This is a genomic window from Vallitalea okinawensis (genome assembly GCF_002964605.1).
Classification (GTDB): domain Bacteria; phylum Bacillota; class Clostridia; order Lachnospirales; family PQDH01; genus Vallitalea_A; species Vallitalea_A okinawensis.
This window is the reverse complement of sequence record NZ_PQDH01000001.1, coordinates 527,804-551,088: the sequence shown is the minus strand read 5'-3', so window position 1 is coordinate 551,088 and position 23,285 is coordinate 527,804. Positions and strand designations below refer to the sequence as shown.

At 34.1% G+C, this 23,285-nt stretch carries 18 protein-coding genes and 1 other annotated feature; of the genes, 14 read left to right on the top strand and 4 right to left on the bottom strand.

All coding sequences use genetic code 11. The features are described 5' to 3' along the window. The first annotated feature begins 314 nt into the window (after window positions 1-314). From uvsE to C1Y58_RS02615, 9 genes are all read left to right on the top strand, one after another. The gene (gene uvsE, locus C1Y58_RS02655) at window positions 315-1,280 is read left to right on the top strand and encodes a UV DNA damage repair endonuclease UvsE (RefSeq protein ID WP_105614437.1); all 966 of its coding nucleotides are present in this window, start codon (window positions 315-317) and stop codon (window positions 1,278-1,280) included. A gap of 229 nt (window positions 1,281-1,509) precedes the next feature. Next, a complete protein-coding gene (locus C1Y58_RS02650; RefSeq protein WP_170311491.1) occupies window positions 1,510-1,920 on the top strand; it encodes a GNAT family N-acetyltransferase in 411 nt (136 codons plus the stop codon). Window positions 1,921-2,040: 120 nt separating this feature from the next. Beyond that, window positions 2,041-2,775 carry a flavodoxin family protein gene (locus C1Y58_RS02645; protein ID WP_157949916.1) on the top strand — a complete coding sequence of 245 codons (735 nt, stop codon included), beginning with the start codon at window positions 2,041-2,043 and terminating at the stop codon, window positions 2,773-2,775. Window positions 2,776-2,989: 214 nt separating this feature from the next. Next, a complete protein-coding gene (locus C1Y58_RS02640) occupies window positions 2,990-4,717 on the top strand; it encodes a sensor histidine kinase (protein WP_105614435.1) in 1,728 nt (575 codons plus the stop codon). Beyond that, window positions 4,710-6,281: a response regulator transcription factor gene (locus C1Y58_RS02635; protein ID WP_105614434.1), complete on the top strand. Its 1,572-nt coding sequence runs from the start codon at window positions 4,710-4,712 to the stop codon at window positions 6,279-6,281. Before C1Y58_RS02640 ends, C1Y58_RS02635 begins: the two co-directional genes overlap by 8 nt. Before the next feature lie 338 nt (window positions 6,282-6,619). Further along, complete coding sequence (locus C1Y58_RS02630; protein ID WP_105614433.1) at window positions 6,620-7,972, top strand: ABC transporter substrate-binding protein; 1,353 nt, start codon at window positions 6,620-6,622, stop codon at window positions 7,970-7,972. A 118-nt stretch (window positions 7,973-8,090) separates the two neighbouring features. Continuing rightward, entirely contained in the window at window positions 8,091-8,969 is an 879-nt protein-coding gene (locus C1Y58_RS02625) for a carbohydrate ABC transporter permease (protein WP_105614432.1), read from the top strand. Between the two features lie 15 nt (window positions 8,970-8,984). After that, complete coding sequence (locus C1Y58_RS02620; RefSeq protein WP_105614431.1) at window positions 8,985-9,815, top strand: carbohydrate ABC transporter permease; 831 nt, start codon at window positions 8,985-8,987, stop codon at window positions 9,813-9,815. Between the two features lie 65 nt (window positions 9,816-9,880). Beyond that, window positions 9,881-12,412 carry a PIG-L family deacetylase gene (locus tag C1Y58_RS02615; RefSeq protein WP_105614430.1) on the top strand — a complete coding sequence of 844 codons (2,532 nt, stop codon included), beginning with the start codon at window positions 9,881-9,883 and terminating at the stop codon, window positions 12,410-12,412. Window positions 12,413-12,489: 77 nt separating this feature from the next. On the opposite strand, the gene C1Y58_RS02610 is transcribed toward C1Y58_RS02615, so the two are convergent. Genes C1Y58_RS02610 through C1Y58_RS02600 form a run of 3 tightly spaced genes read right to left on the bottom strand, consistent with a single transcriptional unit; the run spans window position 12,490 to window position 16,936 of the window. Next, the gene (locus tag C1Y58_RS02610) at window positions 12,490-14,799 is read right to left on the bottom strand and encodes a DUF4129 domain-containing transglutaminase family protein (RefSeq protein WP_105614429.1); all 2,310 of its coding nucleotides are present in this window, start codon (window positions 14,797-14,799) and stop codon (window positions 12,490-12,492) included. A 2-nt stretch (window positions 14,800-14,801) separates the two neighbouring features. Continuing rightward, window positions 14,802-15,989, bottom strand: a complete 1,188-nt coding sequence (locus tag C1Y58_RS02605; RefSeq protein WP_105614428.1) for a DUF58 domain-containing protein — start codon at window positions 15,987-15,989, stop codon at window positions 14,802-14,804. Beyond that, window positions 15,986-16,936: an AAA family ATPase gene (locus tag C1Y58_RS02600; RefSeq protein ID WP_157949915.1), complete on the bottom strand. Its 951-nt coding sequence runs from the start codon at window positions 16,934-16,936 to the stop codon at window positions 15,986-15,988. The genes C1Y58_RS02605 and C1Y58_RS02600 overlap by 4 nt, the downstream gene beginning before the upstream one ends. Before the next feature lie 136 nt (window positions 16,937-17,072). Here C1Y58_RS02600 and C1Y58_RS02595 point away from each other — a divergent pair, with 136 nt between their 5' ends. The 5 genes from C1Y58_RS02595 to C1Y58_RS02575 all read left to right on the top strand — a co-directional run bounded on the left by C1Y58_RS02595 (window position 17,073) and on the right by C1Y58_RS02575 (window position 22,275). Beyond that, entirely contained in the window at window positions 17,073-17,795 is a 723-nt protein-coding gene (locus C1Y58_RS02595) for a nuclease-related domain-containing protein (RefSeq protein ID WP_105614426.1), read from the top strand. 68 nt (window positions 17,796-17,863) lie between these two features. Then, window positions 17,864-18,173: a binding site (T-box leader), on the top strand. A gap of 149 nt (window positions 18,174-18,322) precedes the next feature. After that, window positions 18,323-19,495, top strand: a complete 1,173-nt coding sequence (trpB, locus tag C1Y58_RS02590; protein WP_105614425.1) for a tryptophan synthase subunit beta — start codon at window positions 18,323-18,325, stop codon at window positions 19,493-19,495. Window positions 19,496-19,680: 185 nt separating this feature from the next. Continuing rightward, on the top strand, window positions 19,681-20,349 hold the full coding sequence (locus tag C1Y58_RS02585; protein ID WP_105614424.1) for a response regulator transcription factor: 669 nt from the start codon (window positions 19,681-19,683) through the stop codon (window positions 20,347-20,349). Next, window positions 20,346-21,725 carry a sensor histidine kinase gene (locus C1Y58_RS02580; protein WP_105614423.1) on the top strand — a complete coding sequence of 460 codons (1,380 nt, stop codon included), beginning with the start codon at window positions 20,346-20,348 and terminating at the stop codon, window positions 21,723-21,725. The genes C1Y58_RS02585 and C1Y58_RS02580 overlap by 4 nt, the downstream gene beginning before the upstream one ends. A gap of 85 nt (window positions 21,726-21,810) precedes the next feature. Beyond that, window positions 21,811-22,275 (top strand): MarR family winged helix-turn-helix transcriptional regulator, encoded by a 465-nt coding sequence (locus tag C1Y58_RS02575; protein WP_105614422.1) that lies wholly within the window; start codon window positions 21,811-21,813, stop codon window positions 22,273-22,275. Window positions 22,276-22,302: 27 nt separating this feature from the next. On the opposite strand, the gene C1Y58_RS02570 is transcribed toward C1Y58_RS02575, so the two are convergent. Further along, the gene (locus tag C1Y58_RS02570) at window positions 22,303-23,232 is read right to left on the bottom strand and encodes a CAP domain-containing protein (RefSeq protein WP_105614421.1); all 930 of its coding nucleotides are present in this window, start codon (window positions 23,230-23,232) and stop codon (window positions 22,303-22,305) included. Between the last annotated feature and the right edge of the window lie 53 nt (window positions 23,233-23,285).

The following is a 23,285-nucleotide window of genomic DNA, read 5'->3' as shown; positions in this document are numbered from 1 at the left end:
CCTAATAACAGAATATTGAGAAAAATCATAATACTATTCCGGACTAGTATGTATAATTTCAAATGAAAAAAGCAAAAAGGTCCATGCATACTTCCTATGCATGGACCTCATTGTCCTCATCAAATAATAATTTAATAAAAAGTATATAGCATCATTCTTGCTTTGTCAAGTAGAAAATAGGATTAAATTTTAGGTCTATACTAGAAGTATTGCAAAAAGCTTAAAGTATAAGGAGGCTTTATGGCGTGTTTATAGAAAATTTTTTCATGCACATACTAATGGAGATTGAAACTTAAATGCTAGGAGTGATGTTTATGATTATACGTTTCGGCTATGTTGCATTAGCACTAAATTTAGACAAAGTTACATCATCCAGTACACTGACCTTTGCACGATATAAAAAGATATTATCTGAGGAAAAGCGTTTAAATGAACTAAAAAGAGTGACTTTATCGAATACAGAAGCACTCTATAAAATACTTGAATATAATCAGGAAAGGGATATTCATTTTTATCGAGTAACATCAAAATTAATTCCACTTGCAACTCATCCAGAGGTCATGTGGGATTGGGAAAAGTATTTCACAATGGATTTACGATACATTGGCAAGAAGATTATTGAAAGTTCTATGCGAGTGGACAGTCATCCTGATCAATTCAATGTGATTAATAGTACCAAGGATGAGGTAGTGAGAAAAACTGGCATTAACCTTTTACATCATGCAGAGTTATTTGAATCCATGGGATTGGAACCTATGGATTCAAGAATGGTGATTCATGTTGGCAGCAGTCAAGGTGGAAAAAAGGTAGCATTAGATCGTTTTATAACCAACTTTATGAAGCTCGACCCTAGCGTACGAAAAAGACTAATGCTAGAAAACGATGATAAAGTCTTCAATGTGTCTGATGTGTGTTATATAAGTGAGAATCTTGGCATTCCTATAGTTCTAGATATTCACCATCATCGATGTAACCCAAGTGAGAAACCATTGGAAATGTATTTACCTCAAATCTTTGAAAGTTGGAGACAGGAAAAATGGCCAGCCAAAATACATCTATCTTCACCAAGAGAAGGTGAAAAAGATTTACGGAAGCATAGTGATTTTATTGATACTCATGATTTTGAAAATTTGATTCACTGTATTAAGCCTTATAACCAAGATTGTGATATAATGCTGGAATGTAAGCGTAAAGATCAAGCTTTGTTCAAATTGGTAGAAGATATAAAGAATTGTCATCCAGAATGGGAATGGATTGATGCTACAACCTTAAAAATATAAGAAATCATATTATAAAGTTTTGAAAGATTCTTTAAAACGATTTCCAGTAATTGTTTTTTGTGATAAACTGTATTTAAATGAATTCATTAGCATGGTAATGAATAAGATATCAAGTTAGGAGATTAATGATGACATTATTTACTATATTGTATGGTCATTAACCTATAGCACGCTCTCCTCCGATAGTTAAAAAGTGTATAATTGAACTAAATTCAAAGGAGAGAAAAAGATGAGTATAGTATTGGGCTATGCAGACATGAGTTGTTATGCATATTTAAATGATATGGATAAGCATGTTGATGCAAACATGCTAAAAAGAAAAATTGAAAGCGAAGAAATCATAGTAGCTAGAGAAAATAATAGTATCATTGGTTGGCTGAGGTTTAATTATTTTTGGGATAATACTCCATTCATGAACATGTTGTGGTTAGAGGAAGCTTATCGAAGTCAAGGAATCGGAAAAGCTTTAGTGAGTTTTTGGGAAGATGAAATGAAAAAGCAGAACTTTGATCTTGTTATGACTTCAACCTTAGCCAATGAATCTCCTCAGCATTTTTATCGGAAACTTGGTTATGTGGATAGTGGTAGTTTATTACTAGAAGCTGAACCATTAGAAGTTATCTTCGTCAAGAAACTATAATAGAATTAATAATAAAAGGGAATGACTCAAGTACATTTAAAGAGATGTACGTTAAGTATTCCCTTATTATTTGCTATAGGAATCAAATTTTTTAGTTGGAAAATAGGGTGGTGTGGATTTATGCGGATTCTAATGATTAATAGTAGTCGCCAGAAGGGAAATACAATCAAAGTACTAGATCTCATTCAGGAAGAAATAGCGGCAAGTGGACATCAAGTAGAATTAATCAATCTAACTCAATATAACATTAAGCGTTGTATTGGTTGTGAAAAATGTATATTCACAGATGCTTGTATATTACATGATGATATGTCATTGCTTATGGAGAAGTTGGAACAGGCAGACGGCATCGTTTTAAGTTCACCAGTATTCATGGGGCAGGTAACAGGATTGATGAAAAGTTTCTTTGACCGAACATGTAAATGGTTTCATCGTCCTGTTTTGGTAGGAAAACCTGCTATAGTTGTTAGTACAACTGCAGCCTCTGGGTTAAAGAATACCACTCAATATATGAAAGAAGTATGTGATCAATGGGGATTAGCACATTTGGGAGTTATCAAAAAGACTTATAAGGATATACCATATCAATTAAGTAACAATGAAAAAGACCTGATTAAAGGATTTTTAAGTTTTAATAGAGAAAAGTACCAACCATCAATGGCGCAGCTCATCCAATATCAAGTTCAGAAGGTTTTAGCTTTAAAAGTGATGAAAATTGATAAAGATTTTTGGGAGAGTAGAGGTTGGCATCAGCAGATTTACTATTATTCCTGCCAGATTAACTTTAGCAAGAAAATAGCGGCTAACTGGTTCTATAAAATGCTGTACAGAAAGGTTAACCCTGTTCAAGACTGAATTTAAATGTATATGGAATTGAAAGATTTACCCAATAGTACAAAAAAAGTCGAAAAATCAGTGAAACTCAGAAGATCATAGTGTATAATAGTAATTGACTAAATTAATAAAAATAAATGAGTTATTATAGAGGACGAAACTAATCTGTTGAGCTAACACAAATGTGTGCCTTCAATTGAAAACGCTTTCAATTCTTGGGAGAGGGGGAGTTATAATGTCTTTTAAGAAGGTCGTAATTATCGTATTGATGCTATGCACTTGTATACCTATTATTATCTGTGCAGTTTATTTTAATCTAGTTTATTCTAAGACGTTAATGGATGATCTAGAAAAGAGTATTATCACCAACATAGAATTCTCGAGACAAAACATTGAGAAAAATATGCGTTATTTAGAGGATACTTATATGCGAGTGGTGGCTGATGAGGGAATTAGTCAAAGCTTAAACACATTCAAGTATTCCACTGATCAGTATGAAAAAAACCAAATAAAATCGGATATGACCACCGAGCTTCAAAACATCCTCAATTTCTCATCCAGTTGGAGAGAAAAGGTTATTGATACCTTTTTTGTTTTTATGGATGAAGATAATTATGTAGGGGTTATTAGGCATGGAAAGCAGCAAGCTTTAATAGAAGAGCATAAAGAAATTTATAAGAATCAAAAGTTACTGAAGAAAGAAGGACAGTATTTCTTATCTAAGACAAACGATGATATTGTCTACCTTACAAGGGATTTCTATGAGTTAGAACAGTTCCAACCTATTGGTCAGTTGGTTATGGGTATCAATGTTAACCAACTTGTTAAAAGTGATGCCAGTAATGACTATTTGGACGAAAATGTCCAGCTGGTATTTGATAGTCATGGTGAAATTTTATCCTCTTCTTTAGAAGACAGTAGTACACAAGTTTCTGACCAGATTTATATGAATAGGAACAGCAGTCAAATATTTGAAACAATCATCAATGATAAAGCCTATTTTGTTGGGATTTCTAGGTTTGAGTATTATGACTACTATACAGCCATTTTAATACCAAAAGAGAGTGTTCAACAAAAGCAAATTAAGTTATCAAGGAACTTTACTATTATCATTTTGAGTATGGGGGCTATCACACTTATAATAGGTCTCATCGTTGCTAACTTTATTACACGTCCTCTAAAACTAATCACTGATGAATGCAAAGACAGTGTTGATAAAAACTTTATGACGAAGTTGCCAGAGTTCAAAGTGCTTGAATTTAATAATATATCCAGTGCCTTTAATACTATGCTAGCTAAGATAGACTATTTAATTAATCAGGTTTATAGAAAACAACTTTTACTACAAGAATCTGAGATGAAAATGTTGCAATCACAAGTTAACCCACATTTTATTTTTAATATTTTAGATACGATTGCTTGGGAGGCTTTAGCTCAAAAACAAAAAGAGATTTATGGTATGATCAATAGTTTAGCGGATATCATTCGCAACAACATGGTTTATGCTAACTTAGAAACCATTACAGTTCAACAAGAACTTAACTATGTTAAAGATTATGTCTATTTACAAAAGGTAAGATTTGAAGAGCGATTAGAAGTGGATGTAACCGTAATGGATGAAGCTATATATCAGTTCTATATTCCTAAGTTAAGTATTCAACCCTTTGTGGATAATGGTATTGTTCATGGTATAGAGAAGAAAGATGGACCAGGTCGATTAGAAGTGAATTTGAGATTAGAAGGAAATACCCTTATATGCCTCATTGAAGACAACGGTATTGGTTATGAGCATTCAATGGAAGCTGAACATAAGCATACAGGTACTGGTATTAGTAATGTGAATAAACGCATTAAGTTAAGGTATGGAGAGGCTTATGGGGCCACTGTTCATTCTAAAAAAGGTGAAGGAACAAAGGTAGTTTTGACTTTACCAGTGGATAGGAAAGGAGATCAACATGTATAGGGTCATGATTGTAGATGATGAAAATAAAATTAGACAGGGGTTAACATGGTTGATTGATTGGACTAAATTAGAATGTGAAGTGGTCTATAGTGCGAAGAACGGGGAGGATGCTATAGCAAATTTAGAAGAATATCAACCGCAGATTATTTTGACAGACATTAGAATGCCTAAGGTTAATGGGTTAGAGCTGGCAAAGTATATCTATGAAGCTAGATTAGCGATAGAAGTTATTGTATTAACGGGTTATGCTGATTTTGAATATTCTCGTCAAGCAATTAAATATAACGTTAGAGATTTTATCCTCAAACCTACTAGACATGAGGAATTGGAAAAAGCAATAGTAAAAACCATCGACTATATTCAAGAAAGAGAAAAAGTAAGGGGTTCTAAGGAAAAAAACTTGGAATTAGTCCTCTATAAAATGATTCATCATATAACATTGGATCAGAAAGAGAAAGTGATATTCAATCAATTGAATCAAAAAGGATTCCAATTTTACAGTTGCATCAGCGTCAAGGTATTTTTGAATACTGATGAAACAACGTCAAATGAGCATTATCTATTTAACTATTACAGACACATTATCAGAAAGTGCATTAAAGAGGTCTTTAAGGACATGGACCACTTAGTGCTTTTTCCTGGGAATGATAATGTTGTCATATACTTATTTGATTATGATACATGTGTAAGTGAGCATGAAAGAAAAAGATGTGCTTGCTGTGGAGTAATGATGAGTATTTTCGAGACCTTTGAAGATATTCAAGTGAAGATGGGGATTAGTCTTAACTATAAGGATATACAATATATGGCACAAGCATATGAAGAAAGTATGGCTGCTATTGAAAGTATTTTCTATGATAAGGAAGACGTTATCTTTACTTTCCGAGGAAATCATAGTTCAGATAGAAATCTTGGACAAAACAAGGAAATTGAAGAAGCTTTTAATGTTGTTGGCGAGGTCATGGCTAGTGGCGATAGTGATAAAATCGAGGAATACATTCACGAAGTTTTAAGATTAATGAAGGACGAGCGTCTAAATCCAGAGGCTTATAGGCATTACGCCTTTATTATTCTGGAGTTTTTAGCTAAGATTGATCCAGAGAATGTGTCAGCTAAGCGTTTGCAAGTCTATAAAAATTGTCATGTACAAATTACTGGAGCTCAGACTTCAGATGAAATTAATGATTCTATCTTAGGAGTGTTTAACTCTATTAAAAAGAGCTTTACAGAAGGGTCTAAGCACCGCTTAGTTAATGAAGCTAATGATTATATCAGCAGTCATATAGACAAAAACATCAGTTTGCAAGATGTAGCAAAAAGTTTACATGTGAATAGTAGTTATTTAAGTCGTTTATATAAAAAAGTGACTAACAAAACTTTAACCTTTGCTATTACAACAAACAAAGTTGAATTTGCCAAAAATCTCTTGATCACAACAGATCAAAAGGTCTATGATATAGCCCGTGCTGTTGGAATAGAGGATGCAGCTTATTTTTCTCAACTATTTAGGAAGCATACCGGCTGTAATCCTTCAGATTATCGAAGCAAAGGAAGAATATCATAAATTATTGCGGAGAATTAAGCTTGAAGTTAAACTATAAGAATTTTGACCTATAGGTAAAAAAATTAATAGTTAATCAACCTTAATAATAAGACAAGCTATTTTCCTGATTAATTCTATGAAACCGGCTGAAGCTTATCTTTACAGTTATCGGAATAGTAAACCTAGAGCTGTAAGTGATGTAGCTTTTTGTGAGAAATATACATGGTGGTAGAGCATTGAGGTGTTATTATGATAATTTTGCCTATAGATGGTCAAAATATTAGATTGTGACTGGCAATTGTTTATAGTAACATACTAACTGTAGTAAGGTTATTTATCTATTTTAGAGGAGGGATTCGATGTATAACCGTTTAATAAAATTAACTTTAGTTATTGCATTATGTTGTAGTGTGGTGCTAGCAGGGTGCAGTAGCACTGATAAGGAGTCAAACACTGATACTTCAAAAGGTACGACAACTACGAAATCAACTGATGATAAGAAATCAGCAGAAGAACCAGTTTCAATCTTATTTCCTACATTCCAAGTTGGGGTAAACTCAAGTGCTCCATTATTAACAGAAAATCTAAGATTATTCGAGGAGCAATACGGTGATAAGATTAATGTTCAGCTTGAAGAGATTCCTGGCGACCAAGCTTATGTAGATAAAATGAAAATTTTATTATCAGCTGGTGATTTACCAGATTTAGTTTATGCCGGGGGCTATAATTTATTAGATTTAGCTTTAGCAAAAGATCAAGTTGTTGACTTAACAGCTTATCTTGAAGCAGATCCAGAGTGGAAAGAATCTTTCACTGAAGATGACCTAGCATTTAACTCTCGTGATGGTAAATACTACGGTGTGCCAGAAGAGAAACAGCCTATTGGTTATTTCTACAACAAAGAATTATTTGCTCAAGTTGGTATAGAAGGACCTGCAAAAACATGGGATGAATTCTTTGAGCAATGCGAGGTATTATTAGAAGCAGGTATTATACCAGTATCAATGGATTCAGCAGATTCAGGTTGGGTTACAAACCTTTGGTTGAACTCAATGGTTGCTACTAGTGGTCCAGAAGGCTTAGAGTTTGCAAATGCTTACTATCCAAAAGACTTTAATAATCCAGCATTTATCGATGGTATGAGCAAAATTCAAATGATGTATCAAAAATACACAACAGTTGATGCTGTTGGTGGTAAATACGAACATGCTGCAAACAATTTCTTATCAGGAAAAACAGCTATGATCGCAAATGGTCCATGGATGATCGCAGACTTTAATGATTCTGATAAAACTGAAGAAGGTTTTGCAGATAAAGTTGGCTCAGCTATTTATCCTGGAAATGGACTTTATGATGCACCTATGTATGGTTATTTTGTAGCTTCAAAAGATGAAGCTAAAGCAGATGCAACAGTTGAATTCTTAAAATTCATTACCGATGAAGAAGCTCAATTAAGAGGATTAGATATGATCGGTAGAATTCCAGCATCACCATCTATTGAATTAACAGATGAAATCAAAGCTAAATATCCTTTATTAGCGGAATTAATTGAAGCATCAGCAGCTGTAGAATATCGTTATCCAACAACTCAATCTGCATGGTATCCGAATGTAGTTGATCGTTTTAGTTCAGAAGCTCCAGCTCTAGCAACAGGTGATATTACACCAGAAGAGTTTGCAGAAAGAATGACAGAAACAGCTGAGAAAAACTAGAGTGTGAATGATATGTGATAAATGATTTATACACTGTTATTGGTAGCAATAACAGTGTATAAATTCAAATTTAGTATCATGAATTCAGAATATTACAATAAACGAAAGGACAGGGAAGATGGATAAAAAAAGAAATTTATATATAGCAATTTTCTTAATGCCCGCCATTATTATATTCGTCATCATATATCTTATACCTGTCTATAATGTTATAACCACATCCTTCTTAGAATGGAATTTGTTTGTGGGTGATAAGACATTTATAGGTTTGGATAATTATATAAATGCATTTACGAATGATAGTCTCTTTATGGCTAGTCTAAAAAATACACTTATTTGGGTTGTCTTACAAGGAACATTTCATGTTGGGCTAGGTACAATGGTAGCATTGTTTCTAGCAGATAAACCAAAAATGTGGAAGTTTATGCGTGTTTCTTACATGCTTCCTAACATGATTTCTGGTGCAGCATTTGCAATTATTCTACTGAATATTTATAACCCAGAAATCGGTTTAATCAATCAGTTCATTAGTTTTCTAGGTGTTGAGAACTTTCAGCAAAACTGGTTCTTTGATACGTCAACAGCCTTCTTTGCTGTGACAATGACTTGGCTTCCTTATGCGGGTTTGGTAGCGATTTTAGTTCTTGCAGAAATAATGTCCATACCAACATCGTTGTATGAAGCAGCAGCCATTGCAGGCGCAACGAAGTTCCAACAAAAACTATATGTAACATTACCATTACTTAAAAATATTATAGGGACTTGTGTTCTTATTTCTGCTACAAGTATGCTAAAGGAATTTGAACACATTTACTTAACAACAAACGGTGGACCAGGATCTACCACATTAAGTTTACCATTGTATTTATATAAAACTGCTTTAATCGAGAATAATTACGCTTATGCTAATACAATGGGTACCATACTTGTTATCATTGGATTCTTAATTATCTTTGTTATTAATAAATTATTCGTTTTAGGTCATTCTGACAGATAAGAAGGAGGGAAGCGGATGAAAATATCAGAAAAAATAACTCAGTTTTTTAAATATGTTTTTTTATGGATCATTACACTAATTACATTGATTCCCTTCTTGTGGATATGGATGTCATCTTTTAAATCCAATAAGGAGATATTAACTTCTGCATTAGCGCTGCCTACAGAGTTTTCATTTGAAGGCTACATTGACGCTTTCAATACAGCGCCATTATTGAATTATTATATGAACAGTATTATCGTGGTAGTAACCTCCACTCTTTTAGGAGTGTTTCTAGTTGGGATGGCAGCTTATGTTATCGCACGTTTTGATTTCAAATTCAAAAATATTATTTTTGTCACACTATCAGTTTCTTTATTATTACCTATAACGGCATTGATTTATCCCATTTATTCAGTGATTAGAGGTTTAGGGTTATATGATACAAGAAGCGGTCTTATACTTGTGAATATTGGTTTAGGTTTACCTACGACTTTATATATTTTGAGGAGCTACTTCTTAAGTATTCCAAAAGAATTAGAGGAAGCTGCCTATATAGATGGTTCAGGATTTTTTAGAACTTATTTAAGCATTATGATTCCTATTGCAAAACCTGGTTTCGCTACAGCAGCGGTTTTACAATTCATATTAGGCTGGAATGAATTCTTATTTGCACTTGTTATTACTGATTCTAAGCGCGTTCGAACAGTACCCTTGGCTATTAATTATTTCTTATCCCAGTTCTCATTTGACTACAGAGCATTATTTGCTGCTATTGTAATTATTACGATTCCAAGTATTATTGCCTTTGTAGCCTTACAAGAACAGGTTGTGGATAGTTTAGCAGCTGGTTCTGTGAAAGGATAAGAAATGATGTAGTATATGTTTGAGGTGATCTACCTCATTCTCATCATTTTTTAGGAGGAATCGAAATGGGAAGTAAAAAAATGAAGTCTTTGATCAGTGTAGTACTAACAGTAATATTAGCAATGGGCTTATTTGGAGGTAACGTAATGGCAAAAGAAGATCAGTACAAATACTTAGGCGTAAGAGGAACTACAGCGACTCTGCTAGACATTCTGCAACTACAAAACAGTGGTAACATCATGTTTATTGGTGCTCATCCAGATGACGAAAACAACGCTTTACTGACTTACTTGAACAAAGGACTTCATTTGAAAACTTCTTATTTAGTAGGTAACTGGGGGGAAGGCGGACAAAACGAAATTGGTGATGAACTGTATGCTGGACTCGGTGTCATACGTTCGCAAGAGCTTGCTTCAGCTAGGGTAATTGATGGTGCAAAGCAATTATTTTTTGGCGCTTCTGACTTTGGTTATTCTGTTTCAACAGAAGAAACATTTAGTATTTGGGACAGGGAAGTTCTACTGGGAAATATAGTAAGACATATTAGAACCGAAAGACCAGATGTTATCTTCTCACACCATAGAACTGGAAAAGGTGATCATGGTCAACACATGGCTACTGGAGTTATGCTTGAAGAAGCTTTTACAGCAGCAGCTGATCCTAATCGTTTTCCAGAACAGATTACTGAAGAAGGGTTACAACCTTGGCAAGTTAAGAAACTTTATCAAGCGATAAGTTCTAGAGATATTGAAAAGGGGATGACCTATGACTTAGAACTTAACCTAGGTGAGTATTCGCCTATATTGGGCATGTCATACAGTGAATTAGGTGCCTTATCTCGTTCAATGCATCGATGCCAAGGCATGGTTAGAACACCCAAGAAAGGTGAAAGCATCTCTAGATGGATGTTGAGCCAAACAGTTGTAGGACAAAAAAATAGTGGTGTTATGGACGGTATTGATATCAGCTTGGACAAAATCAGCGATTTACTTCAAGATGATGATCAATATTCTACTATGAAAGCTGAATTTGATAAGCTTAACATAATAATCGATACCATTATTAATAAATATGACCCTAAGAATGAAGCGGTCATTTACGAGGATTTAACTACTGGAATCGAATTAGTTAGATCGTTAAAAGAGAATGCTCAAGCAAGTAGTGTAGAATCTGTGCAAAAAGATTATGCAATACAGTATTTAGAGCAAAAAGAAGAAGATTTCGAAACAGTTATGAAGGATGTTTTTGCAATTGCTGTAGATATAAGTTTATCAGATGAGACTGTTATACCAGGACAAAGCTTTAGTGCAACAGCAACGGTCTATAATAGAGGTCTGGGAGTCTTAGAAGATGTTAATATTCATGCTAACCTTCCAGAAGGCTGGGTAATAGATGACAACACTAAAGCCATTGGTCAACTCAAGGCTGGTCAGTCAGGGCTTATTGAATTTAACATAACAGCAGGAGCAACTGCTTTTACAGATGCCTATGATCTATCACCATTAGATATTGCCGCATCCTATTCATACAATAGCCAAACAATGAAAGTGGATAGCTTCAACGAATTAAAATTAGTTCCAGCTTTATCAGTGGCGGTAACACCTGAGAGAGCAATGTTAATAGCGTCCGAAGAAGTACAGAGGAACACGCTTAACGTACTTGTTCGTAACAATTATGAGGGATATGTAAGTGGTCATGTTGAATTTGATTTACCAACAGGATGGCAATTAGTAAGTACAGATACTAACTTTGAAATAGACAGAGAAGATCAAGAAACATCTGTAACAATAGTCATAGAAGTTCCAGCTGATGTCAGTGGTGATTTTAATCTCACAGCTACAGTGGTAGCTAATGAACAGAAATTCCAGCAGGGATATGAGATCATTGAATATCCTCATATCTACACCAAACATCTCTATAAACCAGCTAACTATCAATTAACGATAGTAGATGTAAAAGTTGCTGATGGTATCAAAGTAGGTTATGTGGATAGCGGTTATGATAAGGTTTATGAATCACTGGAGCAAATGGGTGTCAATGTAACCTTATTAACTGCAGATGATTTAGCTACTGCAGACTTAAGTGTCTATGATACGATTATGCTAGGGGTAAGGGCTTACAAAGCTAGACCTGATTTAGTAACGTCTAACGGACGATTACTTGATTATGTTGAAAAGGGTGGCAACTTGGTTGTGCAGTTTAATAAAACATTTGAATGGCAGCCAGAATTTGCGCCATACCCAATTGAATTAAGCAGTACCAATATCAATGATGAAAATGCAGAAGTTACTCTACTAGCACCGGATCATGCAGTTTTTAATGCTCCTAATCAAATAACTGACCAAGATTGGGATAACTGGTTCCAACAAAGAGCTGAGTGGACAGCTGAATCTTGGGATAAAGAGAATTATACGGAGTTAATGTCAGCAGCTGATCCTGGTCAAGAAGATGTACCAAGAGATGGCACTTGGTTAGTCGCTGAGTATGGTGAAGGAACCTATATGTATACATCAATTGTATGGCATTTAGAATTAGATAATCTTGTTCCAGGTGCCTATAGAATGATAGCCAATATTTTGAGCTTATCAGAGCAATAAACTCCACCTTAATAGTGAGAAAGGGTAAAACAGTGCAAACTGTTTTACCCTTTCTCACGTACTCAACGTTTAACCACTTAATATTTCAACCAGAACTTTATCGGCTTAATTAAGAAGTACTGCTTGTTTATCTTATCTTTAATAAATAGAAGATAAGTGATAAGTATGTCTACCTCTTCGTCAGTTATATTATCAGAACTGTAGCGAGCCTTCTCAAAAATCTTTGTTACATCATCAAAACTATCATCGATATACCACAACTCATGATGAACTCGTTTACAATAATCGGAAGCCGTTTCGTAAGGTTGCTTACCTAGCTTCAATAATTTATAACCATATAAGATTCTTTTATAAGCAAATATAACTTTATTGGTGTTATTTTGTGCTTTGAAGCTGATGACTCGATAGGTTTTATACATAAATGGTGATAATAATAACAAAATCCAGAAGATTAACTTGATGCGACCTTTCATTTCTTCCGTAAGAAACACTGTTTCTTCATCAGGTGTTTCAGGCTGGTTAGCTATATCTGTTGGATCAAAAGGTGTAATAACTTCTTCTTCCGGTAGGGCATTTCTATAGGATGTAAAAAAGGGTGCTGTTGGCTCAAATGGCATCCAACCAAAACCTTCAAAATAGACTTCAACCCACGCGTGAGCATTTTGTTCACGGATAGTAACTGTTTCTGTATCCATGAGGTCAGGATCGTAAATGTTTTCGTATTCTTCCATATCAATAGATGGTATACGGTATCCAGTCACATAGCGGCTCGGCAATCCAAGCATACGCACCATCATAGCCATTGAAGAAGCGTAGTAAGTACAATAACCTTCTCCTGTTTCAAGTAAAAAGTATGAGATAAAATCAGCATTTTCAGGTACAGGAGGTACATCCAATGTATAAGTAAACTGACTAGCTAGATAAGATTCAATAGCCCTTACCTTATCATAATTGGTTTGATAAGGTGCAGTAATGTTTTCAGTCAAAGTATAAACTTCTGGGTCGATGGTATCCGGAATATTCATATAAGCTTCAGTTGTTGCTAATGAATCTTTGCGATAAGCTAAATCTCTACCTTCGGTAAGATCAGTATCTAAACCAATATAACTTTGCCTCAAATAGTTATGAAAAACTGGGTCATCAAAATTGTAATGAATAGAACTTACCTCATAAGTAGTACCTTGTTTTAATGGATACCTAGCTGATATGTTATCTTGAAAAGAGAGGGTATATTCATTCTCAGTAGTTGCCATTGCACTGTCAGGTATAATACCCTGAACATTATAAGGTTTAAATAAAGCATAACTGACTAGATTATTATATTCAATCGTCATTTCATCTGCTTTGATAGGATAATCTTCTAAGGTTAAGGTATTAGGTAAGGTTAATTCATTTAATGGAACCCCATAGGATAACATACGTAAATGATGAATACCAAAAAGACTTTGCTCTAATAAAGTTGAATAGTAAGTATCCAGTTCAATAGAGATACTCAATTCATCTGATGACTTGGCCCAATTATTATCCTCATACTCAAGGTAGGTCGTACCAATTAAATAATCTGCATCTGATTTTGTCAATGTCATGACAACTGTTTGATCCTGATTTTCTAGACCTTCAAAGTTTGTTTTTTGGTAGTCGTAGACAACAGTTCCACCATTCAAAGGTGAATCCTCGAATATATCCAAACTTTGTACATAATAGGCGATATCTTTAATAAAATTTAAAGAGTCTGGGTAATTTACATGTACATAGGCGGATGACGTTAAAACCATGAGTGAGAAAACAGCTGTTAATACAAAACCTACGAGATACTGTAGTGCGTTACTGTTGTCATTTTTTCGGTATTGATACATCATGTAATAAAGCATGGATGCAAAAGCAAACAATAAGAAACCTTCAAAACTCGCATTCATGTTGAAAAAGCCTGGTAATGTATAGAGTAGTAGACCCGGCAAGATGATGATAATGGGATTGAAACGTTTTAATCTAAACTCGAAGAAATACAATACCAAATCTAATGAAAGGATAATTACAGTCAGCATGGTGTCTTGAAAATAGGTTGGGAACTTGTGTGAAACCATAGAGTGTTGTATAGCATCAATAAAATCACCGATAAAATAATAGAGGTTAAATCCCGAGTCCTCTTTATCAAGAACCGAAGCTCCTAGGAATATAAAAAGTAAAAACATGGCTGTTGTAAATGTAACACGATTATAAAAGGTTAAGGCAATCATGAGGATCAAGATGAAAGAAATCTTAATAACTTCGTACAAAGTTAATTCATAGTTCAACAATGTGATTAACCCAAAAACAATGCTAAGGTTAAAACAGGCTATGAGAAAATTCCTTACGACATAATTACCAATACTATAGCTTTTTTTCATCTTTACACCCCCTCATATAGTTCCGTAATATGGTCATCGAGATTAACGAAAAAAGGATGGATGCTATTGTTTTGCAATAAATCTCTATAACTTTCTTTATCTTTTGCTGATAAGGTTTTAGGTGAGATAAAGAAAAGATATATTTTGTAGGTAGCATTAGCTAATTCATGTATACTGCCCAGAAGCTCGTTGTTTAAATGGCTTGTTACGATGATCAGATTTTTATTATGAGAATCATGACAAGCTAAGGTTTTACTAATCACTAAAGAGTTTATACTAAAGCTAGAGCGGAAATAGACCTTTGATACATGTTCATAAGCTTCCTGGAATTGCTCTGCAATTTTAAAGTCATGAGCGTATTCAGACGTATAGATTTCCAGTGGGAGACTATTTTGAAGACAGTGATTGATGACCGCCACAGAAGTTTCAATAATTTTATCCATGATTTGTATTTTAGCTTTGTGGGTAATAGGATATAGGTCGATAAACATAGAAATATTATTGTTCTTGATGTCGTGATAGTTTTTTACTAACAATTCATTATGTTTACTAGATAACTTCCAGTGAATATCGTGAAGTGTATCACCGTAACGATAACTCCTGATATCTGAAACAATCTCTTTATTCCCTTTTGCTAGCTGATGAATATTACGATAGGTTTCCATCAAAGCAGGTCGAATGGTTATGTTCTTAAGAGGGATAACGCGAGGATATACCAATATCATAAAAGGGTCCTTGTTTCTTTTCTTTACACGAAATAGACCAAGAAAATCTTTGAAGACAACACGATCTATACCGATTTTATATTCACCCCAATAAAGACATTTGAGAGGAATACTAATCTCATGATGATCAAAAGGAAGAAGATGAACGTTATTACTCACATAATGATGATCTTCAAAAACTTCACGATCTCCAGAGAAGATGATTCGTATAGGTGGATAGGGGATAATGGTTCTGTTCTTAAAGCGATAGTTATAATGAATTCGATTACCTTTTATAATACGTTCTGTATCAATAGATTCATCATAGGTAAAGGTAAATCTAGCAAATAGTAAGTGTAAAAAGCTTACCAAAGGTAAGAAAAGCAATATGAAAAAAATTAGTGATGGTATAACACCTCCATTAAAATAGATGACTACACCTGAAGCTATAGTCAACAAGAGGTAAAAAATACGAGTAAAAATCATCTTTTTTTCACCACCGGCAGTGAGGTATCTTTAATAATTTCACTGATGATTTGCTCTGAAGTCACTTTCTTTAATTTAGCTTCTTGATGTAAGACTAATCGATGAACCAAAACATTTTGAGCTAATGATCTTACATCATCAGGTAGTACATAAGATCGGTTATTCATGAAAGCCATTGCCCTTGAAGCTAGAGATAAGTGTAAGGAAGCCCTGGGACTAGCTCCTAATTGCACATAGGGATGAGATCGGGTTTTACCAACCAACTCTATGATATAATCATAAATGCTTTCTTCGATTTCAATATCTTCACGAACGATCTTCTGCATTTTAATTAATTCCTCACAACTAACAACGGATTGAAGTGTATCTAGAGGATTTGTTTTTTGATATGCGGTTAAAATGGCCCACTCCTCATTAGCATTGGGGTAACCTAAGGAGATTTTCATGATAAAACGATCTATTTGCGCCTCGGGTAGGGGATAAGTACCTAGGTACTCCACTGGGTTTTGTGTAGCAATAACCATAAAAGGTTGAGGCAGCTTATAGGCTTTACCATCAACAGTAACTTGCTTTTCTGACATGACTTCCATTAAACTTGACTGTGTTTTAGGTGGTGTACGGTTGATTTCATCTGCTAAAATAATATTGGCCATAATTGCCCCTTCAACATATTCAAAACTGTTCTTTTTAGGATTGAACATAGAGAAGCCAGTGATATCTGAAGGCATAACATCAGGAGTAAATTGAATACGTTTAAAATCACCTTCGATGGATTTCGCTAGTGCGTTTGCTATAGTTGTTTTACCTACACCAGGGACATCTTCAATAAGTACATGGGAGTTGCATAATAGAGCTGTAAGGAGTAGCTTGATTTCATTTCGTTTCCCAATTACAACATTCTCAATATTTTCTATAATGGATTCGACATTATATTCTGAATTTTTCACATAATCACCACTTTCTGTATAACTATAAATATTATACTATGGAAATTGCTATAATCAAAGAACTTTTGGATAAGAGTTGAAAAATTTCTCAATTCACCTTAAAATAAAAAGAGGAATATAGAAAATGAGGTGAAAAATGAGTAAAGTTATCGTCAATAAGAAATATTTGCAATCTCGAGTCAAGAGAGACCTACTATTAGGTTTTTTAATGGTTTTAACTGGGATAGCAGGTATCATTATATTATCTGATTTTGGTATGGCTCCAACCTTGTATATGTTAATACCCTTCGTTGGATTGGTTATTCCTGGTGTTTTCTATTTTAAGACCTTTTCAAGAGAAAGAGAAAGATTAAAAAAAGATGATGCGGCCTTAAAAGATCTTAGCAGATTACCAGAAAAATATACTGTTCTAAGAAATGTTTATGTTCCTTATCAAGGTAATATTATTGAATGTGATTTTGTTGTAATTGGAGAAAATGGTATTTTTGTTATGGAGGTAAATGGGACAAAGGGACATATCTATGAAAGTAAAGACATTAACTATTGGCTACGTTACTTGTCAAAAAGAAAAGCAAAGATCTTTGTAAAAGCAATCGGTAATCAAAGTACTGTGGTTGACAGAAAAGTACTAGCTCTAGCAGAGTATCTTTTACGCTTTAATGTACATACTTGGATTCAAGGTATTGTTTATTTTAGTAATAAGCGATCTGAAGTTGAATTGGTCAATCAAAAAGCTGTATTTAGTGATCAATCGGAATTACTAAGTTATATAACAAGTTATCCAACGAAAATTGAACTGGATGAATTAAAGATAGAAAAAATCGTAAAACTGCTTCATTTGGATACATTAGCAAAATAAATTTAGTTATTTCTATTGACTTTATATGAAGGATATGATAAAATAACTTTCAAATAAGCATATCGTTACTAAATTCGTTGATTGAAAGTAGTAAGTTTTAATTTAGTCGTTGCAGCGAGCTGGTGATAGTGGAAGGCCGGTACGAACGTTAAGACTGAATGGATTCATGAGAAGCTGGGTGAACATGTTTGTAAGTAGCCTTTGCCGTACTTCCTACGTTACAGGATAGGATATCATGTTGTATCTGAAAAAGTTGATTCATTAGGTGGCTAATAACTTCGTCCTAGGGCGGAGTTTTTTTATGTGCAAACCTTAATATTTAAGGTCATTGATCTAATGGATTAAGTTGGGTGGCACCGCGAGCACTTCGTCCCAATGCTGGGAGGGGTGCTTTTACTGTATAAAGATATGAATTTAGTGCGAAATATAAAATCAAAATACTGAATAATTAGAATAATAAGATGATTAACTGCATGACTGATAGTATGACATTGTAGAGAATCAATTAATGAAAGGATGATGATGAGATGAGACATCAATTTGGAGAATTTGGAGGTCAATATGTACCTGACCCAGTAGTAAAAGCTTTAGGAGAATTAGAAAAAGCATTTGAAGAAGCTATTGAGGATTCAAGTTTTATTGAAGAATACAAGATGTATTTAAAAGAATACGTTGGACGCCCTAGTCCTTTGTTCTATGCTGAAAACATGACCAATGATTTAGGGGGAGCAAAAGTATACCTTAAGAGAGAAGATCTTAACCATACTGGCGCTCACAAGATTAATAATGTTATCGGTCAAATATTATTGGCAAAGCGGATGGGAAAGAAGAAAATTATTGCTGAGACAGGTGCAGGCCAGCATGGTGTTGCTACAGCTACTGCGGCAGCAATGTTTGATATGGAATGTGAAATTTTTATGGGGGAAGAAGATACGATTCGCCAAAGACTCAATGTGTTTAGGATGGAAATGCTTGGGGCAAAAGTTACACCTGTTACAACGGGTACACGTACTTTAAGTGATGCTGTTGATTTTGCCATTGCACAATGGGTAGAAAGAATTGATGATACCTTCTATTTATTAGGTTCAGCTGTAGGACCACACCCTTATCCCGTTATTGTTAAAGAGTTTCAAAAAATTATTGGTAAAGAAGCCAAGAAACAAATTCTAGAAAAAGAAGGTCGCTTACCAGATTATTGTATAGCCTGTGTAGGCGGTGGTAGTAATGCTATAGGTTTATTTGCAGAGTTTGTACCTCATGAAGAAGTGAAGTTAATTGGTGTAGAAGCAGCAGGTAAAGGAATTCATACTGATGAACATGCTGCTACTATGACACTTGGTAAAGAAGGTGTGCTACATGGCATGCGTACAATATATGTTCAGGATGATAATGGTGATGTGAAACCTGTTTATTCTATTTCAGCTGGACTTGATTATCCTGGTGTAGGACCAGAACATGCATATTTTAAAGAATCAGGAAGAGCGGACTATTTTGCAGCAACAGACGAGGAAGCAGTAGATTCCTTTTTGTACTTATCAAAAACAGAAGGGATTATACCTGCCATTGAAAGCTCACATGCTATAGCTTATGCTAGAAAATTTGTTCCCACATTATCAAAGGATGAAATTGTTATTATCAACGTCTCAGGAAGAGGCGATAAAGATGTAGAAGCTATCGAAAGCTTTTTAAGAAATCGCTAATCCCCTTTTATGCCTTGCACTCCGGTGTGAGGCTTTTTTCATTCTCAAGGAAAATCCTCTTATACTCACACATTCTTCACATAATTCTTTGATATTAGTCACAAAATCATAAGATATGATATGTCTACAACTGTATTAAAACTCATGGTATAATTGAAGAAAAATGATTGAACATGGTGATTAAAGTGGATAAGAGAATTTTTTTAGTTGAAGACGAAATAAAGTTAAACACCCTTTTAACTAAATATCTTGAGTTAGAAGGTTATCAAATTACATCCTTTTACGATGGTCAGACTGCCTCTAAGTGCATTAACCATTCACCGGATCTTTGGATATTAGATATCATGCTGCCAGATATGGATGGCTATCAATTGATCAAAGAAATAAAGGATTTTAACCAACAAATACCTGTCATTTTCATTTCTGCTAGAAATGAAGAAGTTGATCGATTAGTTGGTCTTAAATTGGGGAGTGATGATTATCTGGCTAAGCCTTTCCTACCACAAGAATTGGTTATTCGTACCAACAACCTTTTTAGAAGGATTTATCCTGAGAAAGAGAAGCCTGAGATTAACAAGCTTAGTGATTATATTCTAGATTATCAACAAAGAACAGCTTTTTATAAAGAAGAAGAAATCATATTAACTCGAAAAGAATTTGACCTGCTTCATTTCTTTAGTAAAAATAAGAATATTGTCGTTTCTCGGGAACAGATTTTACTCAATGTATGGGGAGATACTTATTTTGGTTCTGATAGAGTTGTTGATGATACACTGAGAAGAATTAGAAAAAAATTAGAATTAATTAATATTGTTACAATCTATGGCATAGGTTATAAGCTGGTGATAAAATGATACATTTTAAGTCCTTAAGTATGAAAATCTGGTTTACCTATATACTATTGATCATGACGTTGACTATTGTAATAATATCTATAGGTTTTCTAAATAGAAATAAACTTAAGAAGGATACCATCTATGAGTATTTAGAATACCTACAAAGGGTTGAGTACGGGCTTCAGTATAATCAAGACTTAGAGATAAGTATAAGCAATGAATTAGCTAGGGATTTGGATGATTATTTAGATGATTATGATGCATTTATACCTGTTTATCATGTCGTAATAAGTACAGACCACAACCAAGTTACCTTCTTAGATCAATTAACCTATCACAAGTATTCAAGTAAAGAAAACATGCTTTTAGAGTGGTTGAATAGTTTTAAGAAGAATAATAACTTAGAAAAAGGCAGGTATACAACTATATTAAATGGAAGTAAAATAATTATGGTTACAAATCAAGTTGAATTAGAAGATGAAAACTTAGTATTGCTATCTTTTTCTCCTTTTAAGGTTGATTATTTTGATATTTTAAAATCATTTGCTATGCCATGTCTTTTATCTTTGTTTGGATTTATTGTAGCCAAGATCGTTTCAAAAAATATAGTAGGATCTCTAAAAAAAATAGAAGATTATGCTCATGATATTTCTAAGAAAGAATGGTCAGAACCTTTAAGCTTAGATAGGGCAGATGAAATTGGGCGTTTGGCTATTACCATGAACCATATGCAAGAATCTCTTAAAAGTGCCGAGGAGCATGAGCGTGAAATGCTTCAGTGTATCTCTCATGACTTAAAAACTCCTGTCATGTTAATAAAGAGCTATGCACATGCACTTATTGATGGTATATATGTCAATGAGCCTGAAGAAAATTTAAATATCATTATCGATGAGGCTAATCGATTGGAACATAAGATTAAACAACTACTTTATCTCAATACATTAAGTTATGCTTCTGATTTTGATGACTTGAATGAGAGTGTAGAAATCAGTGAGACCATAGAAAATATTCATAGAACTTTTAAAATGACACGAGATGATATTAACTGGAAGATGACTTTAAATAAAGTTATGGTAAAGGGAAATAAAGAAAAATTGAGAGTAGCCTTTGAGAATATTATGGATAATCAGGTTAGATATGTTATAAGTAATATTTCAATTGAGGTATTAGATATGGGAGACTTTGCAATCATCAAAATTTATAATGATGGTATACAAATTAAAGAAGAGCTATTAAAAAATATCTTCAAAACTCTTTACAAATCCAAAGATGGAAAATTTGGCTTAGGATTGTCCATTACTTCTAAAATCGTTCATCTGCATAACGGAACCATTGATGCAATGAATCTTAAGAATGGTGTTTTATTTCAAGTTAAACTCCCAAAAGCATAAAAAATATTTTCCAGTAGAATTTTCTTCTTTGATAAAATATTTGACTAGTCAAATAAAAAGGACTATAATATCTGTTAGATATTAAATAGAGCGGGTTATAGGAGGGAAATTTATTAAACCTAATGTTAACATTCGAAGATTATATAGGTTAATTCAGTCTTGCATAAGTGATGAGATAAAACAATATGGTTTAAGCAGTGGGTTGTTTAATTTTATAGTAGAGTTAGGTGATAATGGCGAACTCAATCTATCCAGCTTAAGTAAAGCAGTAGGTGTTGATAATGGGCATACAACGAGAGCAATCAATAAGCTGGTTCAACTAGATTATGTTAAGAAAGTTAAAGATGAAAAGGATGCTAGAGGTTACAGAGTGTATTTAACTGACAAGGGATTAATCGTTTATAATAAGATGTATAAACATGTATCCAATATGCTAAATGAAGTATCTAAAGATGTTGATGCGAATGATCTAGAAGTTTATTCAAGAGTGGTTGATCAATTATATGATGGTTTCAAGGCTTATCAAAGGAAAAAAAATGACTGCCAATAAATTTTTATCAGCAGTCTGTTCTTAGATTTATTGTGGTCGACTTACAAACATTTGTGTGAACATATTACCATATTGACCACCTTGTTGAATACCTATACCGATATGAGTCATATCTGGATCAAGAATATTTTTTCTATGTCCAGGTGAATTCATTAAAGCATCGTGAGCGCTAGTTGAATTTTGATTACCAGCAATGTTTTCAGCAGCTTTCACGTAGCTAATACCAAAATCTTTCATCATATCAAAAGGACTACCATAAGTTGGTGAATTATGGCTAAAATAATTATTATCGATCATATCTTGAGATTTTATACGTGCAACATTAGTTAGTTCCATATCAGCTTTTAATGGTTGAAGACCATTTTGTGAGCGTGCTTCATTAACAAGTCTTAACATCTCTTGTTCTTGATCGGTTAGTGTACCATTATCTGTATTAGCATCAGGCGTTTCAGCGCCATCGTTTTGACCATTATTAGGAGTTTCTGGCGTTGTACCTTTATCCCCAGCACCTTCACCATTGGTACCTGGAGTTGCTCCACCAGCACCTTGACCAGCTGTACCAGCATCAGCGCCTTGGCCGCCTTGACCAGCTGTACCGGCATCAGTACCTTGACCACCTTGACCAGCTGCTTGGCCAGTTTCAGCTACGATAGGTTTACACTCATTAGCTGATACAAATCCGATGGTATTATCAGGAAGCTTTACAGCGTACCAATCTTCAACTTGATTGACTACGTTGAGGGTAGCATCCTTATTAGAAGTTTGAGCAACTGGAGCATCAGCAGAACAGCCAGTTCTTACGTTGGCAGTATTTGATGTAACCTTAACTGTTTTAACATCACCAGTTTCTGATACAGAAGATTCTACACCTTTAACAGGTTCTTGCTGTTGACCAGTACATGCAACACTGAAAATCAACGATATAACTAAAGTCAAACTAAATATTTTTCTTTTCATAAATATACCTCCACTAATTCTATATTAGTTATATCCTTATTATTAGATAGTAC

What these genes read in the sequence shown, in the direction of transcription:
- C1Y58_RS02595 (WP_105614426.1), top strand. Translation starts at nt 17,073, where the DNA reads ATGAGTAAAGTTATCGTCAATAAGAAATATTTGCAATCTCGAGTCAAG.
- C1Y58_RS02625 (WP_105614432.1), top strand. Translation starts at nt 8,091, where the DNA reads ATGGATAAAAAAAGAAATTTATATATAGCAATTTTCTTAATGCCCGCC.
- C1Y58_RS02635 (WP_105614434.1), top strand. Translation starts at nt 4,710, where the DNA reads ATGTATAGGGTCATGATTGTAGATGATGAAAATAAAATTAGACAGGGG.
- C1Y58_RS02615 (WP_105614430.1), top strand. Translation starts at nt 9,881, where the DNA reads ATGGGAAGTAAAAAAATGAAGTCTTTGATCAGTGTAGTACTAACAGTA.
- C1Y58_RS02630 (WP_105614433.1), top strand. Translation starts at nt 6,620, where the DNA reads ATGTATAACCGTTTAATAAAATTAACTTTAGTTATTGCATTATGTTGT.
- C1Y58_RS02570 (WP_105614421.1), bottom strand. Translation starts at nt 23,232, where the DNA reads ATGAAAAGAAAAATATTTAGTTTGACTTTAGTTATATCGTTGATTTTC.
- C1Y58_RS02620 (WP_105614431.1), top strand. Translation starts at nt 8,985, where the DNA reads ATGAAAATATCAGAAAAAATAACTCAGTTTTTTAAATATGTTTTTTTA.
- C1Y58_RS02640 (WP_105614435.1), top strand. Translation starts at nt 2,990, where the DNA reads ATGTCTTTTAAGAAGGTCGTAATTATCGTATTGATGCTATGCACTTGT.
- C1Y58_RS02610 (WP_105614429.1), bottom strand. Translation starts at nt 14,799, where the DNA reads ATGAAAAAAAGCTATAGTATTGGTAATTATGTCGTAAGGAATTTTCTC.
- trpB (WP_105614425.1), top strand. Translation starts at nt 18,323, where the DNA reads ATGAGACATCAATTTGGAGAATTTGGAGGTCAATATGTACCTGACCCA.
- uvsE (WP_105614437.1), top strand. Translation starts at nt 315, where the DNA reads ATGATTATACGTTTCGGCTATGTTGCATTAGCACTAAATTTAGACAAA.
- C1Y58_RS02650 (WP_170311491.1), top strand. Translation starts at nt 1,510, where the DNA reads ATGAGTATAGTATTGGGCTATGCAGACATGAGTTGTTATGCATATTTA.
- C1Y58_RS02580 (WP_105614423.1), top strand. Translation starts at nt 20,346, where the DNA reads ATGATACATTTTAAGTCCTTAAGTATGAAAATCTGGTTTACCTATATA.
- C1Y58_RS02645 (WP_157949916.1), top strand. Translation starts at nt 2,041, where the DNA reads ATGCGGATTCTAATGATTAATAGTAGTCGCCAGAAGGGAAATACAATC.
- C1Y58_RS02605 (WP_105614428.1), bottom strand. Translation starts at nt 15,989, where the DNA reads ATGATTTTTACTCGTATTTTTTACCTCTTGTTGACTATAGCTTCAGGT.